18 protein-coding genes are annotated in these 17161 nt (G+C 72.4%); 7 read left to right on the plus strand and 11 right to left on the minus strand.

Features of this window, described 5'->3' with window-relative positions; translation table 11 throughout:
* The first annotated feature begins 64 nt into the window (after positions 1-64).
* Entirely contained in the window at positions 65-493 is a 429-nt protein-coding gene (locus ABTZ99_RS11265) for a MarR family winged helix-turn-helix transcriptional regulator (RefSeq protein ID WP_498778636.1), read from the plus strand.
* Here ABTZ99_RS11265 and ABTZ99_RS11270 read toward each other — a convergent pair.
* The 4 genes from ABTZ99_RS11270 to ABTZ99_RS11285 form a co-directional block, all read right to left on the minus strand.
* Complete coding sequence (locus ABTZ99_RS11270) at positions 474-1367, minus strand: hypothetical protein (RefSeq protein ID WP_498778635.1); 894 nt, start codon at positions 1365-1367, stop codon at positions 474-476. The two genes, ABTZ99_RS11265 and ABTZ99_RS11270, sit on opposite strands and share 20 nt — an antisense overlap.
* The gene (locus ABTZ99_RS11275; protein WP_499610481.1) at positions 1364-2011 is read right to left on the minus strand and encodes a hypothetical protein; all 648 of its coding nucleotides are present in this window, start codon (positions 2009-2011) and stop codon (positions 1364-1366) included. Before ABTZ99_RS11275 ends, ABTZ99_RS11270 begins: the two co-directional genes overlap by 4 nt.
* Positions 2012-2138: 127 nt before the next feature.
* Entirely contained in the window at positions 2139-3425 is a 1287-nt protein-coding gene (locus tag ABTZ99_RS11280; protein WP_499610484.1) for a M20/M25/M40 family metallo-hydrolase, read from the minus strand.
* Positions 3418-4245, minus strand: coding sequence for a M55 family metallopeptidase (locus tag ABTZ99_RS11285; RefSeq protein WP_498778632.1), 828 nt, complete (start codon positions 4243-4245; stop codon positions 3418-3420). Before ABTZ99_RS11285 ends, ABTZ99_RS11280 begins: the two co-directional genes overlap by 8 nt.
* A 130-nt stretch (positions 4246-4375) precedes the next feature.
* Between ABTZ99_RS11285 and ABTZ99_RS11290 the strand changes: the two genes are divergently transcribed.
* From ABTZ99_RS11290 to nikE, 4 genes are read left to right on the plus strand one after another with little or no spacing between them, the layout of a single operon-like run.
* Positions 4376-6121 (plus strand): ABC transporter substrate-binding protein, encoded by a 1746-nt coding sequence (locus tag ABTZ99_RS11290; protein ID WP_499610513.1) that lies wholly within the window; start codon positions 4376-4378, stop codon positions 6119-6121.
* Positions 6118-7074: an ABC transporter permease gene (locus ABTZ99_RS11295; RefSeq protein WP_498778631.1), complete on the plus strand. Its 957-nt coding sequence runs from the start codon at positions 6118-6120 to the stop codon at positions 7072-7074. The genes ABTZ99_RS11290 and ABTZ99_RS11295 overlap by 4 nt, the downstream gene beginning before the upstream one ends.
* Entirely contained in the window at positions 7071-7955 is an 885-nt protein-coding gene (locus tag ABTZ99_RS11300; RefSeq protein ID WP_499610487.1) for an ABC transporter permease, read from the plus strand. The genes ABTZ99_RS11295 and ABTZ99_RS11300 overlap by 4 nt, the downstream gene beginning before the upstream one ends.
* Positions 7952-9541 (plus strand): nickel ABC transporter ATP-binding protein NikE, encoded by a 1590-nt coding sequence (nikE, locus tag ABTZ99_RS11305; RefSeq protein WP_499610490.1) that lies wholly within the window; start codon positions 7952-7954, stop codon positions 9539-9541. Before ABTZ99_RS11300 ends, nikE begins: the two co-directional genes overlap by 4 nt.
* Here the strand turns inward: nikE and ABTZ99_RS11310 are convergent.
* The 5 genes from ABTZ99_RS11310 to ABTZ99_RS11330 form a co-directional block, all read right to left on the minus strand.
* Entirely contained in the window at positions 9496-10317 is an 822-nt protein-coding gene (locus ABTZ99_RS11310; RefSeq protein WP_499610493.1) for an SDR family NAD(P)-dependent oxidoreductase, read from the minus strand. The two genes, nikE and ABTZ99_RS11310, sit on opposite strands and share 46 nt — an antisense overlap.
* A gap of 390 nt (positions 10318-10707) precedes the next feature.
* The gene (locus tag ABTZ99_RS11315) at positions 10708-11142 is read right to left on the minus strand and encodes a winged helix-turn-helix transcriptional regulator (protein WP_499610496.1); all 435 of its coding nucleotides are present in this window, start codon (positions 11140-11142) and stop codon (positions 10708-10710) included.
* 3 nt (positions 11143-11145) lie between these two features.
* Positions 11146-12357: an acyl-CoA dehydrogenase family protein gene (locus ABTZ99_RS11320; RefSeq protein WP_498778626.1), complete on the minus strand. Its 1212-nt coding sequence runs from the start codon at positions 12355-12357 to the stop codon at positions 11146-11148.
* Complete coding sequence (locus ABTZ99_RS11325) at positions 12357-13364, minus strand: phosphotransferase family protein (protein WP_499610499.1); 1008 nt, start codon at positions 13362-13364, stop codon at positions 12357-12359. Before ABTZ99_RS11325 ends, ABTZ99_RS11320 begins: the two co-directional genes overlap by 1 nt.
* Positions 13361-14002 carry an HAD family hydrolase gene (locus ABTZ99_RS11330; protein WP_499610502.1) on the minus strand — a complete coding sequence of 214 codons (642 nt, stop codon included), beginning with the start codon at positions 14000-14002 and terminating at the stop codon, positions 13361-13363. The genes ABTZ99_RS11325 and ABTZ99_RS11330 overlap by 4 nt, the downstream gene beginning before the upstream one ends.
* Positions 14003-14201: 199 nt before the next feature.
* Between ABTZ99_RS11330 and ABTZ99_RS11335 the strand changes: the two genes are divergently transcribed.
* Entirely contained in the window at positions 14202-15029 is an 828-nt protein-coding gene (locus ABTZ99_RS11335) for an NmrA family NAD(P)-binding protein (RefSeq protein ID WP_499610504.1), read from the plus strand.
* Between the two features lie 65 nt (positions 15030-15094).
* Here ABTZ99_RS11335 and ABTZ99_RS11340 read toward each other — a convergent pair whose 3' ends face one another.
* Positions 15095-15619 (minus strand): DUF6886 family protein, encoded by a 525-nt coding sequence (locus ABTZ99_RS11340; RefSeq protein ID WP_499610506.1) that lies wholly within the window; start codon positions 15617-15619, stop codon positions 15095-15097.
* Between the two features lie 234 nt (positions 15620-15853).
* A complete protein-coding gene (locus tag ABTZ99_RS11345) occupies positions 15854-16288 on the minus strand; it encodes an Hsp20/alpha crystallin family protein (RefSeq protein ID WP_498778620.1) in 435 nt (144 codons plus the stop codon).
* A gap of 112 nt (positions 16289-16400) precedes the next feature.
* Here ABTZ99_RS11345 and ABTZ99_RS11350 point away from each other — a divergent pair, with 112 nt between their 5' ends.
* A complete protein-coding gene (locus ABTZ99_RS11350) occupies positions 16401-16970 on the plus strand; it encodes a hypothetical protein (protein WP_498778619.1) in 570 nt (189 codons plus the stop codon).
* Positions 16971-17161 lie beyond the last annotated feature (191 nt).

A 17161-nucleotide genomic window follows, 5' to 3' on the forward strand; every position in this document is an offset into this window, starting at 1 on the left:
GCGTCACCCGACGGGCGCGACACGATAGGGTGATCAACTTCTCTGACCGATGTCAAGGAGTGACGTGCCCGACGACCTCGGCCTGTTGCTGTACCTGCCGCACCGCGAGCTCGAGAACCGGGTGTTCGCCGCCCTGGCGGAGGCGGGGTTCGACGACGTGACGCCCGCGCAGGCGCGGGTGTTCCACCGGATCGCCCGGGACGGGTCGCGGCTGACGGAGCTCGCGGAGGCCGCCCGGATCACCAAGCAGACCGCCGGTTTCCTGGTCGACCAGCTCGAACGCGCCGGTTACGTGGAGCGCGGCCCGGACCCGACCGACGCGCGGGCCCGGCTGATCCGGGTGGCCGAGCGCGGGCGCCGGGCGATCCCGGTCTGCCTGGCCGCGATCGCCGAGGTGCAGCGGGAGTGGACCGCGCACCTGGGCCGGCCGAGGATGGTGGCGCTGCTGGACGCGCTGGCCCGGTTGCGCGAGATCACCGACCCGGACCTGTAGCGCCCGGGCAGCCCGGTGCGCGCGCCTGTCCGCCGTGGCCCAGTTCGACGCGGATGTCGTCGTTGTCGGCGAGCACGACCACGGTGCCGCGCTCCCGGGTCCAGCCGTCGGAGACCAGGAAGTACTTGGCGCCGACCTTGGCGAACAGGCGCAGGCCCAGGTAGCGGAACCGGTAGCGGGAGCCGTCGGCGGGCAGGGGTTCCTCGCAGGCGCCGGGCGCGGTGATGTGCAGGCGTTCCCCGGCGTAGACGACGACGGCGGTCTGCCCGTGCACGTCGGCGGCGTAGGCGCGGGCCAGTTCGACGCCCCGGACCTCGGCGTAGTTGCCCGCCGACCAGAACAGCGAGAGCGACACGACGGCGAAGACCAGCACCCTGGTCCACGTCGGGTGCGCGTCGGGGCGGCGCAGGCGGCTCGCGTACAGCGACAGCAGGATCCCGCCGCCGACCGCGAGCGGGAAGGCGTAGAAGCTGGTGATCGGGAACAGCAGCCCGAGCGCCACGGTCAGGGCGGGCAGGATCAGCCAGGCCAGCGACAGCGTCACCGACAGCGCGCGGGCGCGCCTGCCCGGCCGGTCGCCCGCCGCGCGGACGCGGGGTTCCAGCCACCGGCAGACCAGGGCGATCCCCACGACGACGGCCAGCAGCAGGAACACCGGTCCGACGCTGCGCAGCACGTAGTCCGTGGTGGTCATGCCGAGCACGGAGCTGTCGATGCCCAGCTCACGGGCCTGCACGTCGCTGCGCCGCCAGCCGAAGTACACCAGCAGCCCGGTGAGCACGGTGACGTTGGCCAGCGCCTCGCCGACGCGTTGCACCGCGTCCGGCTGGTCGGGGCCCTTGCCGGGCGCGTCCCGGTCGGCCGGGGTGGTCATGGCGTGGTCGTGGTCGTCGTGGTGGTCCTTGTGGTGGTGGTCGTCGTCGTGCGGGTGGTGGTCGCGGTGGTCGTGCTTGTCCTCGTGGTCGTCGTGGGGTCGGTGCGCGGGTCGTCACGGTCCGTGTCGGTCGGCCACCCGGGCGGGCGGCCCTCGGTGCAGGGGAACGCGTCGTGCGCCTGCTGCTCCAGGACGCTGCGCACGGCCTGGTAGGTCGCGCAGTCGACCTCGCCGCTGCCGTCGGGGCCGCGGTTCACCGCCCAGCCGTAGCGGGAGGCGCGGTCGTACATCGCGCGGCCGGCCGACCCCTCGCCCCGGCACAGGTGGACCCCGGCCTGGTAGAGCAGCACGTTGCGCGGGGACGTCATGGCGCTCCACTCGTCGTCCAGGGTCGTCTGGGCCTTGCCGCAGTCGTGCGACTTCAGTGGCCGGTACACGTTGTCCTCTGAGAAGCTCGGCGAGTCCGGTCCCTCGGGGAGGAACCAGCCGTACCGGGTGCCCCCGTTGCCCGTGGTGGTCGTCCTGTCCGTACCCGAACCGCTGCCGGTGGTCCGGGTGTTCGTCGTCGGGTCGGTCGTGGTGTCGCCGCCCGGGCGGTCGAACACCCCGCTCTCGCACGAGGCGACGCCCACGGCGACCGCCACCGCCACTGCTCCTCTGGTGATTCGCGCCCACACGATCCGGCCTCCTTCACCATCACTCCCCGAGCTAGGAGGGTGAGCCGATGGGTGGGGATACGCGGGCCGGTGCACCCGATCGTGTGAAGGGGCGTTACGAGGACAGGAACCGGTCGAGGACGCGGGCGCCGAAGCGGAGCCCGTCGACGGGCACGCGTTCGTCGACGCCGTGCGGCATGGCGCGGTAGTCGTAGCCGGCGGGCAGCGACAGCGGGGCGAAGCCGTAGCAGTCGATGCCCAGCCGGCTGAACGCCTTGGCGTCCGTGCCGCCGCCCATGCAGTAGGGCACGACCACGGCCTCGGGGTCCTCCGCGCGCAGCGCCGCGGCCATGGCGTCGAACCAGGGCGAGTCGATCGGGGCCTGCACGGGCGGTTCGTCGGCGATGAACTCGCGTCGCACGTCCGCGCCGAGGGCGACGTCGATCGAGGCCAGCAGCTCGTCCGCGGCGCCGGGCAGGGTGCGCACGTCCAGCTCGGCGGTGGCGCTGCCGGGGATGACGTTCACCTTGGACCCGGCTCGCAGCACGGTGGCCGTGACGCTGTTGCGGACGGTGTTCTCGACCAGCTTCGCGGCGGGGCCGAACCGGGCGATGGTGGCGTCGACGTCGGCCAGGTCGACCGGCACGTCGAGCGCGGCGCCGACCCGTTCGACGAACGCCCGCACGGTGGGCGTGAGCCGCACGGGGTGCTCGATGGCGGCGACGCGGGCGAGCGCGGCGAGGAGCTTGGCCACGGCGTTGTCGTCGTTGCGGCGCGAGCCGTGCCCGGCGCGCCCGGTGGCGGTGAGCCGCAGGTGGGAGGTGCCGCGCTCGGCCGTGCCGATGGGGTAGACCCGCCGGTCGCCGACGGGGTAGGAGTAGCCGCCGGACTCGCCGATCGCGGTGGCGCAGCCGGCGAAGAAGTCGGCGTGGTGGTCGACCAGCCAGTGCGCGCCGAACTCGCCGCGGTCCTCCTCGTCGGCGACGAACGCGAGCACGACGTCGCGGCGCGGCCGTCGCCCCTCGCGGGACCAGGCGCCCAGCACGGCGAGGACCATGGCGATCATGTCCTTCATGTCGACCGCGCCGCGGCCCCACAGGTAGCCGTCGCGCTCGATCCCGGCGAACGGCGGCACGCTCCACTCGGCTGCGTCGGCGGGCACCACGTCCAGGTGCGCCTGCACGAGCAGCGCGGGCAGCCCGGGTTCCGTGCCGGGCACGCGGGCCAGCACGTTGGCCCGGCGCGGCGCGGGTTCGAGCACGGTGGCCGGCACGCCGACGGCGTCCAGGTGCGCGGCGACGAACTCGGCGGCCTCCCGTTCGCCGGCGGACTCGCCGCCGCCGCGGTTGGTGGTGTCGAAGCGCAGCAGCGCGGCGCACAGGTCGACGACGTCCTCAGCCATAGATGCCCTCCACTGCTCCCGCGGCGATCGCGGTGACGACCTTGAACGCCTGCATCGCCGCGGTCATGGACGCGGCGTCGAACCCGACCCGGCGTGCCCCGACCTGCTCCACCGTGGGTACCACGGCCGCGGCGGCGGCCAGGTGGGTGGCGTCGAACTCGACCTCGACCCGGTGCGGCGCGACGGCGCCCGGTCCGCGTCCGGCGCGGCCCATGGCGGCGCGGGCGGCTTCGGTGATCAGCCCGGAGGTCACCTGCGGGGGTGAGCAGACGGCGGCGTAGCGGCTGACGCACTCCTTGACGGCGACGACGCCGGCGTCGGGCGCGTAGTCGCGGGCGTCGTCGCACGCCTTGTCGTCGCCGGTCACGAGCAGCACGGGGACGCCGTGCTCGGCGGCCAGCGCGGCGTTGAGCCTGCCCTCGCTCGCGGGCACGCCGTCCAGCCACACGCCGGTGATGGAGTTCTCCAGGTAGGTGTGCGCGAGCACGCCCTCCTGGCCCGCGCCCGCGTGGTAGCCGAGGAACACCACGCCGTCCACGCCGGAGTCGACGCCCTGCATCATCGACAGCGGCTTGTGCCGCCCGGTGAGCAGCCGCGCCCCGGTGTCGAGGTCCTCCAGCAGGAGGTTGCGCTGGGAGGAGTGGGCCTCGTTGACGAGCACGTCGGTCGCGCCGCCCGCGCGCACGCCCGCGACGCAGGCGTTGACGTCGCCGGTGAACAGCCGCCGGAACCGCTGCCACTGCTCGGTCTGCGGGACGACGTCGGCGGTCCAGGTGACCCCCGTCGCCCCTTCCATGTCGGCCGAGATCAAGATCCGCATGCGTTCACCGTACCGAGGTGATGTCGGTTCTTGACGCGCGCCACAACGTAGTGGTTACTTCTTGACTTCCACGCACGGGCGGGAGGCGGTCACTGTGGGTATCCGACGGTTCGGCGCGGTCACGGCGGCGATGACGATGGTGGTAGTGCTCGCGCCGACACCGGCGCAGGCGCAACAGGCGGTGACCTTGAGGGTGGCGATCACCCAGCAGGTGGATTCGCTCAACCCGTTCCTGTCAGTCTTCCAGGCGGGCACCGAGGTCGGCAGGCTGATGTACGACTACCTGACCGCCTACGACGTGAAGGACCAGCGCCCGGTGGAGGGCCTGGCCGACCGGTGGGAGTCCTCCGAGGACCGGCTGACGTGGACCTTCCACGTGCCCGAGGGCAAGAAGTGGTCCGACGGGCAGCCGATCACCGCCAAGGACGTGGCGTTCACCTACGACCTGATGATGCGCGACGAGACCGCCGCCACGGCCAACGGCAGCTTCACCGCCGACTTCGAGTCGGTGACCGCGACCGACGACCGCACGCTGGTGGTCAAGACCAAGCAGCCGCAGGCGACGATGCTGGCGCTGGACGTGCCGATCGTGCCCGCGCACGTGTGGTCGAAGGTCACCGACATCGGCGAGTACCGCAACGACCAGACCCCCGTGGTGGGCAGCGGGCCGTTCATCCTGACCGAGTACCGGGCCAACGAGTTCATCCGGTTCAAGGCGAACAAGGACTACTGGCGCGGCGCGCCCAAGTACGACGAGCTGACGTTCACCTACTACAAGACCTCCGACGCCGCGGTGCAGGCGCTGGGCAAGGGCGAGGTCGACCTGGTCAACCGGATGGGGCCGGCGCAGTTCGACTCGCTCAAGGACAAGGAAGGCATCACGCGCAACCAGGCGCAGGGCCGCCGCTTCAACGAGATCGTGATCAACTCGGGTGCGGCGACGCGCACCGGCGAGCCGATCGGCGACGGCCACCCGGCGTTGAAGGACGTGGTGGTGCGCCGGGCGATCGCCAAGTCGCTGGACCTGGACGGGATCATCGCCAAGGTCAACGGCGGCTACGCGCAGCGCGGCACCGGCCCGATCCCGCCGGTGTTCGGCGACTACCACTTCACGCCGGAGCAGGCGCACCCCTACGACCCGGCCGCGGCCAACGCCGACCTGGACCGGGCGGGCTACGCGCGCGGCGCGGACGGCATCCGCGTCTCGCCGCAGGGCAGGCGGATGGAGCTGCGGCTGCTCGGGCACGCGAGCCGCGCCTACGACGAGCAGGCCGGCGAGTTCGTCAAGCGGTCGCTGGCCGACCTGGGCATCGTGGTCGACGTGCAGATCGTGTCGGACAACCAGCTCAACGAGTCCAGCACGGCCGGGACGTTCGACCTGGTGTTCTCCGGGTGGGGCACCAACGCGGACCCGGACTTCATCCTGTCGCTGCACACGTGCGGCCAGCGGCCCAACGCCGACGGCAAGGGCGGCACCACCGACACGTTCTTCTGCGACCCCGAGTACGACGCGCTCTACGCGCGCCAGCGCGCCGAGTTCGACCCGGCGAAGCGGCGCGAGCTCGTGCGGCAGATGCAGCAGCGGTTCTACGACCAGGTGCCGGCCGTGGTGCTGGGCTACGACAACGCGCTGGAGGCCTACCGCAGCGACAAGTTCGCCTCGTTCCCCGTGCAGCCCGACCCGGGCGGCGTGATCATGGCCCAGAACGGCGTGTGGGGCTACTACGGCGCGACGCCGGTCGCGCCGACCGGGGAGCCGACCGGGTCCGGCACGGGCCTGGTGCTCGGCGTGGTCGGCGGCGCGTTGATCGTGCTGGTCGGCGGCGCGTGGCTGATCGGCCGGCGGCGCGGGCTGCGCGCGGAGGACCGCGAGTGATCCGGCACCTGGCGGGCAAGGTCGGCGGCGCGCTGGTCAGCCTGCTGTTCGTGGTGGCGCTGGGGTTCCTGCTGTTCCGGGTGATCCCCGGCGACCCGGTGGTCGCGATGACGCGCGGCCGGCCGGTGACCGGCGACCAGCTCGCCGAGCTGCGCGCGCGGCTGGGCGTGGACAAGCCGTTGGACGAGCAGTTCCTCGACTACCTGACCGCGGCGCTGCGCGGCGACTTCGGCACCTCCTACGTCTACAGCAGGCCGGTGCTGGAGCTGATCGGCGAACGGCTGTGGCCGACCGTGCTGCTGACCGGCACGTCGACCGTGCTGGCCGTGGTGATCGGGCTGTGGCTGGGCATCCGGGGCGCGTGGCGGCGCGGGTCGCGGTCGGACCGGATCTCCACCGGGCTGGCGCTGGCGCAGTGGGCGATGCCGACGTTCTGGCTGGGCATGCTGCTGTCGCTGGCGACCGGCGACCTGTTCCCCAGCGGCGGCATGCGCTACCCGGACACGCCGCCGGACTTCCTGTCGCAGGCGGTCGACGTGGCCCACCACATGGTGCTGCCGTGCCTGACCATGATCGCCGTGGTCTACGCGCAGTACCTGCTGGTGATGCGGTCGTCGTTGCTGGAGGAGATGCACGCCGACTACCTGACCACGGCGCGGGCGAAGGGGTTGCGCGACGACCTGGTGCGGCGGCGGCACGCGGTGCCCAACGCGCTGCTGCCGACCGTGACCCTGGTGTTCCTGCACCTGGGGCTGGTGGTGTCGGGCGCGATCACGGTGGAGACGGTGTTCTCCTGGCCGGGGCTGGGGCTGTTGACCTACGAGGCGCTGACCGGCCCGGACCTGCCGCTGCTGCAGGGCACGTTCGTGGTGCTGGCGGGAGCGGTGATCACCATGAACGTGTTCGCGGACCTGCTGTACCGGGTCCTGGACCCGCGGGTGCGTGCGTCGTGACGACGATCGCGTGGCAGCGGCGGCGGGCCGCGGCGCGGGCGACGTGGCGGGAGTTCGCCTCCCAGCGCGGCGGCCTCGTGGGGCTGATCGGGTTGGCGGTGATCGCGGTGCTGGCGGTGCTGGCGCCGTGGGTGACCGACGCGTCGGGGCTGGACGTGACGCGGGTGACCGCGCGGCCGTGGGAGCCGCCGTCCTCGGAGCACTGGCTGGGCACGGACCACAACGGGCGTTCGGTGCTGCTGCTGACCTGGTGGGGCACCCGGATCTCGCTGGTCGTGGGCCTCGCGGCCACGGTGTTGTCGGTGCTGATCGGCACCGTGGTCGGGATCGCGGCGGCGCACTTCGGCGGGTGGCTGTCGGCGGTGCTGATGCGGTTCACCGACTTCTTCCTGGTGCTGCCGTCGCTGGTGCTGGCGATCGCGCTGTCGACCGTGCTGCCGCGCGGGCTCGGCACGATCGTGCTGGCGATCGGGGTGACGTCGTGGCCGGCGACGGCGCGGCTGGTGCGGGCGCAGACGCTGGCGGTGGAGGCGCGGCCGTTCATCGAGCGGTCCCGCGCGTTGGGCGGCGGCCACGGGCACGTGATCGGGCGGCACGTGCTGCCCGCCGTGCTGCCGCTGGTGTTCGTGAACACGACGTTGACGGTGGCCAGCGCGATCGTGGCGGAGTCGACCCTGTCGTTCCTGGGGTTGGGCGACCCGACGCTGGTGTCGTGGGGGTCGCTGCTGCACGCGGCGAACATGCACGGCGCGGTGTCGCAGCGGGCGTGGTGGTTCCTGGTGCCGCCGGGTCTGGGCGTGGTGTGCGTGGTGCTGGCGTTCACGCTGTGCGGGCGGGCCTTGGAGACGGTGCTCAACCCGCGGCTGAAGGGGGAGCGGTGAGCAGCCTGCTGGAGTTGCGCGACTTGAGCGTGCACTACCGGACCGCGCGCGGCGAGGCGACCGCGGTGCGGTCGGTGTCGCTGGCGCTGGAGGCGGGGCGCACGCTGGGGTTGGCGGGGGAGTCGGGCTGCGGGAAGTCGACGGTGGCGATGTCGGTGCTGCGGTTGCTGCCGCGCAACGCCCGCGTCGAGGGCCAGGTGCTGCTCGACGGCGAGGACGTGCAGGGGATGTCGTGGGGCCGGCTGCGGGCGGTGCGGTGGGCTGCGGCGTCGGTGGTGTTCCAGGGCGCGATGCACGCGTTGAACCCGGTGCACCGGGTGGGGGAGCAGATCGCCGAGCCGATGCGGCTGCACGGCGTGACCGGGTCGGTGTCGGCGCTGCTGGACCAGGTGGAGTTGCCGGCGCGGGCGGCGCGGGCCTACCCGCACGAGCTGTCGGGCGGGCAGAAGCAGCGGGTGATGATCGCGATGGCGTTGGCGTGCGAGCCGCGCCTGGTCATCGCCGACGAGCCGACCACGGCGCTGGACGTCGTGGTGCAGGCGCAGGTGCTCGACGTGCTCAAGCGGCTGGTGGCCGAGCGCGGGATCGGGCTGGTGATGATCAGCCACGACCTGTCCGTGCTGGCCTCGACGTGCGACCGGCTGGCCGTGATGCGGCACGGGCAGGTCGTGGAGGAGGGGCCGGCGCGGGAGGTGATCGCGGCGCCGACCCACCCGCACACGCAGGCGTTGGCGGCGGCGTTCCCGACCGTGGGCGATCCGGCGTCGAGGCACGTGACGCCGTCGGAGGTCGCCCCGGACGGGCCGGTGCTGCTGCGGGCGGAGGGCGTGCGGGTGTCGTTCGGCGCGACGCAGGCCGTGGCCGGGGTCGACCTGGAGGTGCGGGCCGGGGAGATCGTCGCGCTGGTCGGCCAGTCGGGCTCGGGCAAGACGACGTTGGCCCGCACGTTGCTGGGACTGCAGCAGCCGACCGCGGGCCGGGTGCTGTTCGAGGGCGTCGAACTCCCCCGGTCGGCGGCGGGTCTGCGCGCGTACCGGCGGCAGGTGCAGCTGGTGCTGCAGGACCCGACGAGCGCGCTGAACCCCCGGCACTCGGTGTACGAGGCGGTCGCGGAGGGCCTGCGCATCCACCGGGTGCCCGGCGACGAGTCCGCGCGGGTCGCCGAGGCGTTGTCGCAGGCCGAGCTGCGGCCGCCGGAGCTGTTCTTCCCGTCGTTGCCGCACGAGCTGTCCGGCGGCCAGCGCCAACGCGTGGTGATCGCGGGCGCGTTGGCGCTGGGCCCGCGGCTGCTGGTGGCCGACGAGCCGGTGGCGTCGCTGGACGCCTCCGTGCGCGGGGAGATCCTGGCGCTGCTGCTGCGGCTGCGCCGTGAGCTGGGCCTGGCGGCGCTGGTGATCACCCACGACCTCGGTCTGGCGTGGACGATCGCCGACCGGGTCGCGGTGATGTACCGGGGCGAGCTGGTGGAGCAGGGCACGGTGGAGCAGGTGCTGCTGTCACCGCGGCACGACTACACGCGCACCCTGCTCGCGGCCGTGCCTCACGACCAGCGCAACACCCGGCCGAACTGGACCAGCTCGCCGTAGTGCTCCGGGCGGCGCGCGCCGAGCGCCAGGTCGAGCAACGGCTTCGCCGCCTCGGCCGGACTGGCCGCGCCGCTCATGTCGGAGAACCACGGGCGGGAGGCGTCGGTGTCGACCAGGCCGGGGCAGACGGCGGCGATCAGCGTGCCGGTGGCCGAGTCGGCGTCGCGGCGTTCGGCGGCCACCGCGCGCACGGCGGCGACCTGGCCGACCTTGGACGGGATGTTGATCCAGTCCGGCCAGCCCTGGGCGGCCGCGGTGCCGTCGAGCACGGCGTCGCGCCAGGCGAGCATCGTGGCGTCGACGTCGTCGAGCGACCGTGCGGCGAAGTGCTCGTGCAGGTGGTGGGGCAGTTGGCGCACGGTGCCGAAGGAGCTGGCCACGACCAGCAGCGCGCCGCCGGGGCGCAGCAGTGGGGTGAACGCGCGCAGCACGTGGGTGGTGCCGAGGTTGTTGGTGGCGACGAAGGGTCCGACCTGGTCGCCCCACGGCGCGCCGGGGGTGAGCCTGGCGGCGGCGTTGGAGAGCATGACGTCCACCCCACCGTGCCGTTCGCGCAGGTCGTCGGCGAAGGCGGCGACGGCGTGGCCGTCGCTGACGTCCAGCACGTGGGTGCGGATCGCGGCGTGGTCGATGCGGGCGGCGGCGTCCGCGACCCGACCGGCGTTGCGGCCGGTGAGGTAGACGACGTCGGACGGGGCGGCGCGGTGCGCGAGGCCTTCGGCGAGGGCGAAACCCAGGCCCTGGTTGGCGCCGGTGACGACGGAGATGCGGGTCATGTCGGCCATGATCGCGCAGGTCCAGGAACCGATCGGTTCCTCACGTATCGCTCTGACCTGCGCTTTCACGCCCCGTGTCGTGCACGAACGGGTGAACCTGCTCGCGACCTTCAAAGAATACGGCGTTATCATTGAACTCGAACGTCGGTTGAAACAACGAGGCCGGCAACCAACCCATGGCCCGCCAGCTCACCGGAGGCCGCCTCGGGACACTCGCCTCAGAACAGTCGCGCCGGGACACTCGCCCTCGGGACGCCCCGGTAGACCCCGTCCCTGAACATCCCCCGGGACCACCACCCCGGGCCTCGGGACATCGGACACCGGCCGCCTGCCTACCCGCCCACGGACCCCGCCGCCCTCGCGCCCGCCGCACTACGTGCTGCCGCCCTGCTATCGCACCGCGTGCCGCCGCACGTCGAGCGGTTCGTCCCGTGGCGGGGCCTGGTGCCCCGCGTCGAGCACGTCGGCATCCACGCCCGCGTCTACGCCCGCGTCCACGTCGGCGTCCCGCCGGGCGTCGAGCAGCTCGCCGGTGTGCTCCTCGGCCCACGCCGCGAGCGCGCGGACGGGTGTGAGCAGCGACCGGCCCAGGTCGGTCAGGTCGTGCCACCCGTCCACGCTCGTCAGCAGCCCGTTGCCCCGCAGCCGGGCCAGGGTCTGGGTGAGCATCTTGTTGCTGATGCCGCCGATCCGGTCCAGCAGCTCCCCGTACCGCAGCGGCCCGTCGCCCAGCGCGACGACGACCACCACCGACCAGGTGTGCCCGACGACCTCCAGGGTCGTGCGGGCGGGGCAGTCGGCGAGGAACACGTCGAAGTCGCTCACCAGTCACAAATACCGCTTGAGCTCCCGCTTCGCCAACGACATCCGGTGCACTTCGTCGGGGCCGTCGGCCAGGCGCAGGGTCCGCGCCGCGGCCCACAGCTCGGCCAGCGGGAAGTCCTGGCTCACGCCGCCCGCGCCGTGCGCCTGGATCGCCTTGTCCAGCACCCACTCGGCCATGAGCGGCGTGCCGATCTTGATGGCCTGGATCTCGGTGTGCGCGCCCTTGTTGCCGACGGTGTCCATCAGCCACGCCGTCTTGAGCACCAGCAGCCTGGCCTGCTCGATCCGCACCCGCGACTCGGCGATCCACTCCTGCACGACACCCTGGCGCGCGATCGGCTGCCCGAACGCGACGCGCGAGATCGCGCGGCGGCACAGCAGTTCCAGCGCGCGCTCGGCGATACCGATCAGCCGCATGCAGTGGTGGATGCGGCCGGGACCGAGACGGGCCTGGGCGATCGCGAAGCCCTCGCCCTCGCCGGCGATCAGGTTGTCGGCCGGCACGCGGACGTTGTCGAAGACGATCTCGGCGTGCCCGCCGTGGGAGGCGTCGGTGTAGCCGAACACGTGCATGCCGCGCTTGACGTGCACGCCCGGCGTGTCGCGCGGCACCAGGATCATGGCCTGCTGGCGGTGCCGTTCGGCGTCCGGGTCGGTCTTGCCCATCACGATGAAGATCGCGCAGTTGGGGTTCATCGCGCCCGACGACCACCACTTGGTGCCGTTGACGACGTACTCGTCGCCGTCGCGGGTGATGCTGGTGGCGATGTTGGTGGCGTCGGAGGACGCGACGTCCGGCTCGGTCATGCAGAACGCCGACCGGATCTCGCCGTCCAGCAGGGGCCGCAGCCACTGCTTCTTCTGCTGCTCGGTGCCGAACATCGCCAGCACCTCCATGTTCCCGGTGTCCGGCGCGGCGCAGTTGAGCGCCTCGGGCGCCAGGTGCGGGCTGCGGCCGGTGATCTCGGCCAGCGGCGCGTACTGCAGGTTGGTCAGGCCGCCGCCGTGCTCGGGGTCGGGCAGGAACAGGTTCCACAGGCCCTGCCTGCGCGCCTCCGCCTTCAGCTCCTCCAACACCGGCGGGCGCGCCCACGGGTCCGCGGCGTCGGCCAGCTGCCGTTCGGCGACCGGCTCGGCGGGGTAGACGAACTCGTCCATGAACCGCAGCAGCTTCTCGCGCAGTTCCTCGGTCTTGGCGTCGTAGGCGAAGTCCATCAGTGCTCCCCTGAGCTCGCGGCGAGTCCCTGGCGCACCAGCGGCAGGGTGAGTTGGCCGATCTGGTCGAACCCCGCTCCCACGGTCTGGCCGTGGGTGAAGCGGAAGTGGATGCCTTCGAGGATCACGGCGAGCTTGAAGTAGGCGAACGCCGTGTACCAGGCCAGTCCGCCGGTGTCGGCGCCGCTGCGCTCGGCGTAGCGGCGCACCAGCTCGTCGGTGCCGGCGAACCCGGGCAGCGTCGGCACGGTGCCGGTGATCGGGTCGTCCTCGCGCGCGCCGATGCCGTTCCAGTACACGCACAGCAGGCCGACGTCGGCGAGCGGGTCTCCCAGCGTGGCCATCTCCCAGTCCAGCACCGCGCTGATGTCCAGCGGGTCCTCGGTGACCAGGACGTTGTCCAGCCGGTAGTCGCCGTGCACGATCGTGGCGCGGGCGGAGTCGGGGACGCTGTCGGCGAGCCGGTCGCGCAGCTCGTCGATGCCGGGCAGCTCACGGCTGCGGGAGGCGTCGAGCTGCTTGCCCCAGCGGGCGACCTGGCGCTTGAGGAAGCCGTCCGGTCGGCCGAAGTCGCCCAGGCCGACCTCCTTCGGGTCGACGGCGTGCAGGTCGGCGAGCACGTCGACCAGCCGTTCGGACAGGGTGCGCGCCTTGTCCGGGGTGAGCCAGGGGCACTGGTCGCGGTGCCGCAGCGCCACCCCGGGCACCTCTTCCATCAGGTAGAACGGCGCGCCGATGACGTCGGTGTCCTCGCACAGCAGCTCGACGCGCGGCACGGGCACGGCGGTGTCGGCCAGGGCCTTGATCACCCGGTGTTCGCGGGACATGTCGTGCGCGGTGGCCAGCACGTGGCCCAGCGGCGGGCGGCGCAGCACCCAGCGCTCGTGGCCATCGGTGACGCGGTAGGTCAGGTTGGACCGTCCGCCGGGGATCAGGTCGCCGGTCAACGGGCCGGTGCCCAGGTGCGCGGCGAGCCGGTCGAGGTCCAGGCCCGGTAGTTCGGTCATGCGGCGACTCCCCTGAGCTGGGCGATCACCGCACGGGTCGTGTCGGCGTCGGTGTGCCGGTGGGCGTGCAGGCCGACCGCCTGCGCCGCGTCGACGTTGACCGGCGCGTCGTCGAAGAACACGCACCGTTCGGCGGGCAGGCCGATCTGGTCCAGCGTGTGCTGGAAGATGCGCGGGTCGGGCTTGCGCAGCCCGATCCGCCCGCTGATCACGATCGTGTCGAACAGCTCGAGCAGCAGCTCTTCGGGGTAGCCCTCGCCCCAGCTGTTGGACAGCAGCACGGTCCGCAGACCGTCGGCGCGCAGTTCGCGGACCAGGTCGACCATCTTCGGGTCGGGGTGGGCGCTGCCGAACATGCGGCGCAGCAGGCCCTTCGACGCCACCTCGCGTCCGTCGAGGGTGGTGAGTTCGGCGGCCAGAAGCGCTTCGAACTCGCCGGTCCCGAGTTCGCCGGTCTCCAGTCGGGCCACCGGGCTGTCGGGCAGCGCGTCGCGGCCCATCCAGTCCCGCATGGTCCGGCGGTAGTGGTCCCGGTCGATGTTCTCCGAAGTCAGCCAGTCCTCGATGAAGGCGGGCACGGAGACCGTGAGCACGCCACCCCAGTCCAACACCACCGCGTCGATGCGCCGTTCGTCCACGTCGCGAGGGTACCGACCGGTCGGTATGTGGGCAACCCCGCGTCGTTGTCCCCCATTTCCGGAAAACGTGAACAGCGTGTTCGTGTTTGACAATTCGGCATTTGTTTCGGCATCGTCCGACTCGGCGATCGAACCGTGCTCCCCATGGTCCTCACCAGGGCTTATGAGTCGTGCCTTCTTGTCTTGTCCGGAGGAAGCAATGCCGATTCTGGTCACCGGTGCGACCGGCACCGTCGGACGATGCGTGGTGCGTCGACTGCTCGACGCGGGGCGGTCGGTCCGGGCGTTGACCCGTGATCCGGCGGCTGCTCGGCTGCCCGCGGCCGTCGAGGTGGTGGCCGGCGACTTCACCGACCCGGCGTCGCTGTCGGCGGCGTTGCGCGGGGTGGAACGGGTGCACCTGGTGTCGATGGAAGGCGACGGCCCGGCCATCGTGGACGCGCTGGTGGGCGCCGGGGTGCGGCGGGTGACGCATCTCGGGCACAACGACCCGAGCCGGTCCGACGACGATCCGCTGGAGTCGTGGCACCGGGTGTTCCACCGGGCGATCGAGGCCTCCGGGATGGAGTGGACGCACCTGTTCCCGGGCGAGTTGATGGCGAACACGAGGGAGTGGGCGCCGTCGATCCGCGACGAGGGTGTCGTGCGAGCGCCGTTCGGTGATTGGCACAGCGCGATGGTGCACGAGGACGACATCGCGGCGATCGCGGTGACGGCGCTGGTGGAGGACGGGCACGGGGGCCGGACCTACCAGCCGACCGGGCCGGCCCCCGTGCGTCGGCGGGACGCGGTGCGGATGATCGGTGAGGCGATCGGCCGTGACGTGCGGTTCGTGGAGCTGACCCCGGCCCAGGCCCGTGAGCTGTGGCGTGACGTCTACCCGGCCGTGGTGGCCGAGTGGTTCCTGGAGATGGGCCGTCATCCCGAGGGCAACAGCTGGGTGTCGCCGGACGTCGAGCAGGTGCTGGGTCGGCCCGGCCTGACGTTCGACCGGTGGGCACGCGACCACGCCGCCGACTTCCGCTGAGCTGCGGCAGTCGTGCTGATGGCAGTCCAGTTCGCGCCGGTCCGGTGGTGGTGGCCGCGCGTTCGTCAGTCCGGTTCGGGCAGGGCGTTGCGCAGCCGGATCCCGCTGAACCCGAGCGTGCTCGCGACCACCCGCCGCCAGAACGGCCACAGGTTGGCCATCAGCCGCAGCTCGATGCCCGCGTCCTCGTGCAACGCGAGCAGGTCTCCGACCGCTTCGGGCGCGCCGAGCGGTTCGACCGGTTCGGTGGCCACGTGGGCGTTGGTCGGTTCACCGAACGGCCGGAATGCCCCGGCGTCGAACCGGTAGGCGTAGAGGCGGGTGGTCTGCATCCGGCGCAGCCAGCCGTACTCGATCGCGTGGACCCGCTCGGCGCCCAGCCACGCCCGGTCCTCGGCGCTGGTGGTGGGTTCGACCCACGTCAGTGCGCGCGGGCACTGGCGCGGGAACCAGTAGTCGGGCGACCGTGCCTGGTCCACGGCCCACACGTACGCCTCGGGTTGCCGGGCGGTGGCGGCGACGTGCGGCTCGAACCGGGTGATCGCGGGGTCTTCGGAGAAGTGCAGCACTTCCCCCTGTGCCGGTCGCATGGTCGGCGATCCTGTCGGATGCCGGTCGGCACGATCCACCGATTTCCGCCGATGCCACGCCGATTACCGGGCCGGCGATTGACCGGGCGGTCGACCGCGTTGCGGCGGCACCGCGTCGGTGGATCCGTCGGCTCAGTGCGGTGGTGTGGGTGAAGTCGTGGTCGGTGGACGACGTGCGCCGGGCCTACCTGCCGTAGACCCGGCGCACATCCGGTATCCGACGGCGTCGACGTGTCAGGCGTTGATCTCCTTCGGGGCGTCGTCGGTCTGGCCGATGGCGATCTTGCGCGGCTTCGCCTTCTCCGCGATCGGGATGCGCAGCGTCAGCACGCCGGAGTCGTAGTCCGCCTTGATCCGGTCGACGTCGAGCGAGTCACCGAGGAACAGTTGGCGCGAGAACACGCCCAGCGGTCGTTCCGACAGCTGCATCTCGACGTCGTCGGTGCGGTTGGGGCGACGCTCGGCCTTGACGGTGAGCACGTTGCGCTCGACATCGAGGTCGATGGCGTCCGGCGTGACACCGGGCAGGTCGAACTCCACCACGAACTGGTCCCCGGCGCGGTAGGCGTCCATCGGCATGGGCGTCGGCCGCGACCAGGTGCCCGGCCCGCTGAAGAACTGCTGCGCCAGCCGGTCCAGCTCCCGGAACGGGTCCGTGCGCATCAACATCGGGAACACCTCCTGGTCTACGTGGTCAATGCGCTGGTGATTGCGCTGCGATTCAGTTGTACCACGTCGTCATCCGGTTGACAAGACCAGATGTCGTCGGTAAGTTGACGTCATGGCGATCGGGGATTACGAGACCGTCCGAGCGGCGGCGACCGGGGAAGACCTCAGTGCGGGGCAGGTGCTGTCCGCACTGGTCCTCCTGCGGCGCTTGCGCGACGAGCTGGCCGGATGGGAACCGCAGCTGATCGCCGCAGCACGCGAGTTGGGCACCAGCTGGGCCGAGCTGGCGCCCGCGCTCGGGGTGGCCAGCAGACAGGCGGCGGAGCGCCGGTACCTGCGGCTGCGCCCGTCCGACCTGGGCGCGACGGCCGAGGGCCGGGTGCGTGCCGAGCGGGACCGGCGGGCGGCCGACCGCGCGGTGTCGCAGTGGGCCCGGGACAACGCGGCGTCGTTGCGCAGCCTGGCCGGTCAGGTCGGCCGGATGGACGTCGTGGTGCGCGAGGCGCTGGCGGCCGACGACGCCGTGGCGCTGCTGGAGCCGTTGATGGCGGCGCTGAGCAGGATGCGGACCAGTCACCCGGAGCTGGCCCAGGAGATCCAGGCCGTCGGCGACCAGGCGGAGGAGGTGCGACGCGACACCCAGACACTGCGGGACAACCAGATGCTCCGCGACAACCAGTGACCACCACCTGACCTCCGCTGACCACCACGTGGCGACCACTGGCCGCCCCTGACATCGGCCGGTGGCTGCCGTCAGGGGCGGACGACCGGCCGTCACCCGCAGCGCTCGTGCCGCCCGCCGGACGCCGTGGAGGGGTCGGCCGACCCCTCCGGGGGGGCCCGGGCGGGGGGGGGGGGGGGAGCGCCCCGAAG

The organism is Actinosynnema sp. NPDC002837 (genome assembly GCF_040295345.1).
In the GTDB taxonomy this organism is placed as follows: domain Bacteria; phylum Actinomycetota; class Actinomycetes; order Mycobacteriales; family Pseudonocardiaceae; genus Actinosynnema.

What these genes read in the sequence shown, in the direction of transcription:
- ABTZ99_RS11285 (WP_498778632.1), bottom strand. Translation starts at nt 4,245, where the DNA reads ATGCGGATCTTGATCTCGGCCGACATGGAAGGGGCGACGGGGGTCACC.
- ABTZ99_RS11350 (WP_498778619.1), top strand. Translation starts at nt 16,401, where the DNA reads ATGGCGATCGGGGATTACGAGACCGTCCGAGCGGCGGCGACCGGGGAA.
- ABTZ99_RS11325 (WP_499610499.1), bottom strand. Translation starts at nt 13,364, where the DNA reads ATGACCGAACTACCGGGCCTGGACCTCGACCGGCTCGCCGCGCACCTG.
- ABTZ99_RS11270 (WP_498778635.1), bottom strand. Translation starts at nt 1,367, where the DNA reads ATGACCACCCCGGCCGACCGGGACGCGCCCGGCAAGGGCCCCGACCAG.
- ABTZ99_RS11345 (WP_498778620.1), bottom strand. Translation starts at nt 16,288, where the DNA reads ATGTTGATGCGCACGGACCCGTTCCGGGAGCTGGACCGGCTGGCGCAG.
- ABTZ99_RS11290 (WP_499610513.1), top strand. Translation starts at nt 4,376, where the DNA reads ATGACGATGGTGGTAGTGCTCGCGCCGACACCGGCGCAGGCGCAACAG.
- ABTZ99_RS11310 (WP_499610493.1), bottom strand. Translation starts at nt 10,317, where the DNA reads ATGACCCGCATCTCCGTCGTCACCGGCGCCAACCAGGGCCTGGGTTTC.
- ABTZ99_RS11340 (WP_499610506.1), bottom strand. Translation starts at nt 15,619, where the DNA reads ATGCGACCGGCACAGGGGGAAGTGCTGCACTTCTCCGAAGACCCCGCG.
- ABTZ99_RS11320 (WP_498778626.1), bottom strand. Translation starts at nt 12,357, where the DNA reads ATGGACTTCGCCTACGACGCCAAGACCGAGGAACTGCGCGAGAAGCTG.
- ABTZ99_RS11280 (WP_499610484.1), bottom strand. Translation starts at nt 3,425, where the DNA reads ATGGCTGAGGACGTCGTCGACCTGTGCGCCGCGCTGCTGCGCTTCGAC.
- ABTZ99_RS11335 (WP_499610504.1), top strand. Translation starts at nt 14,202, where the DNA reads ATGCCGATTCTGGTCACCGGTGCGACCGGCACCGTCGGACGATGCGTG.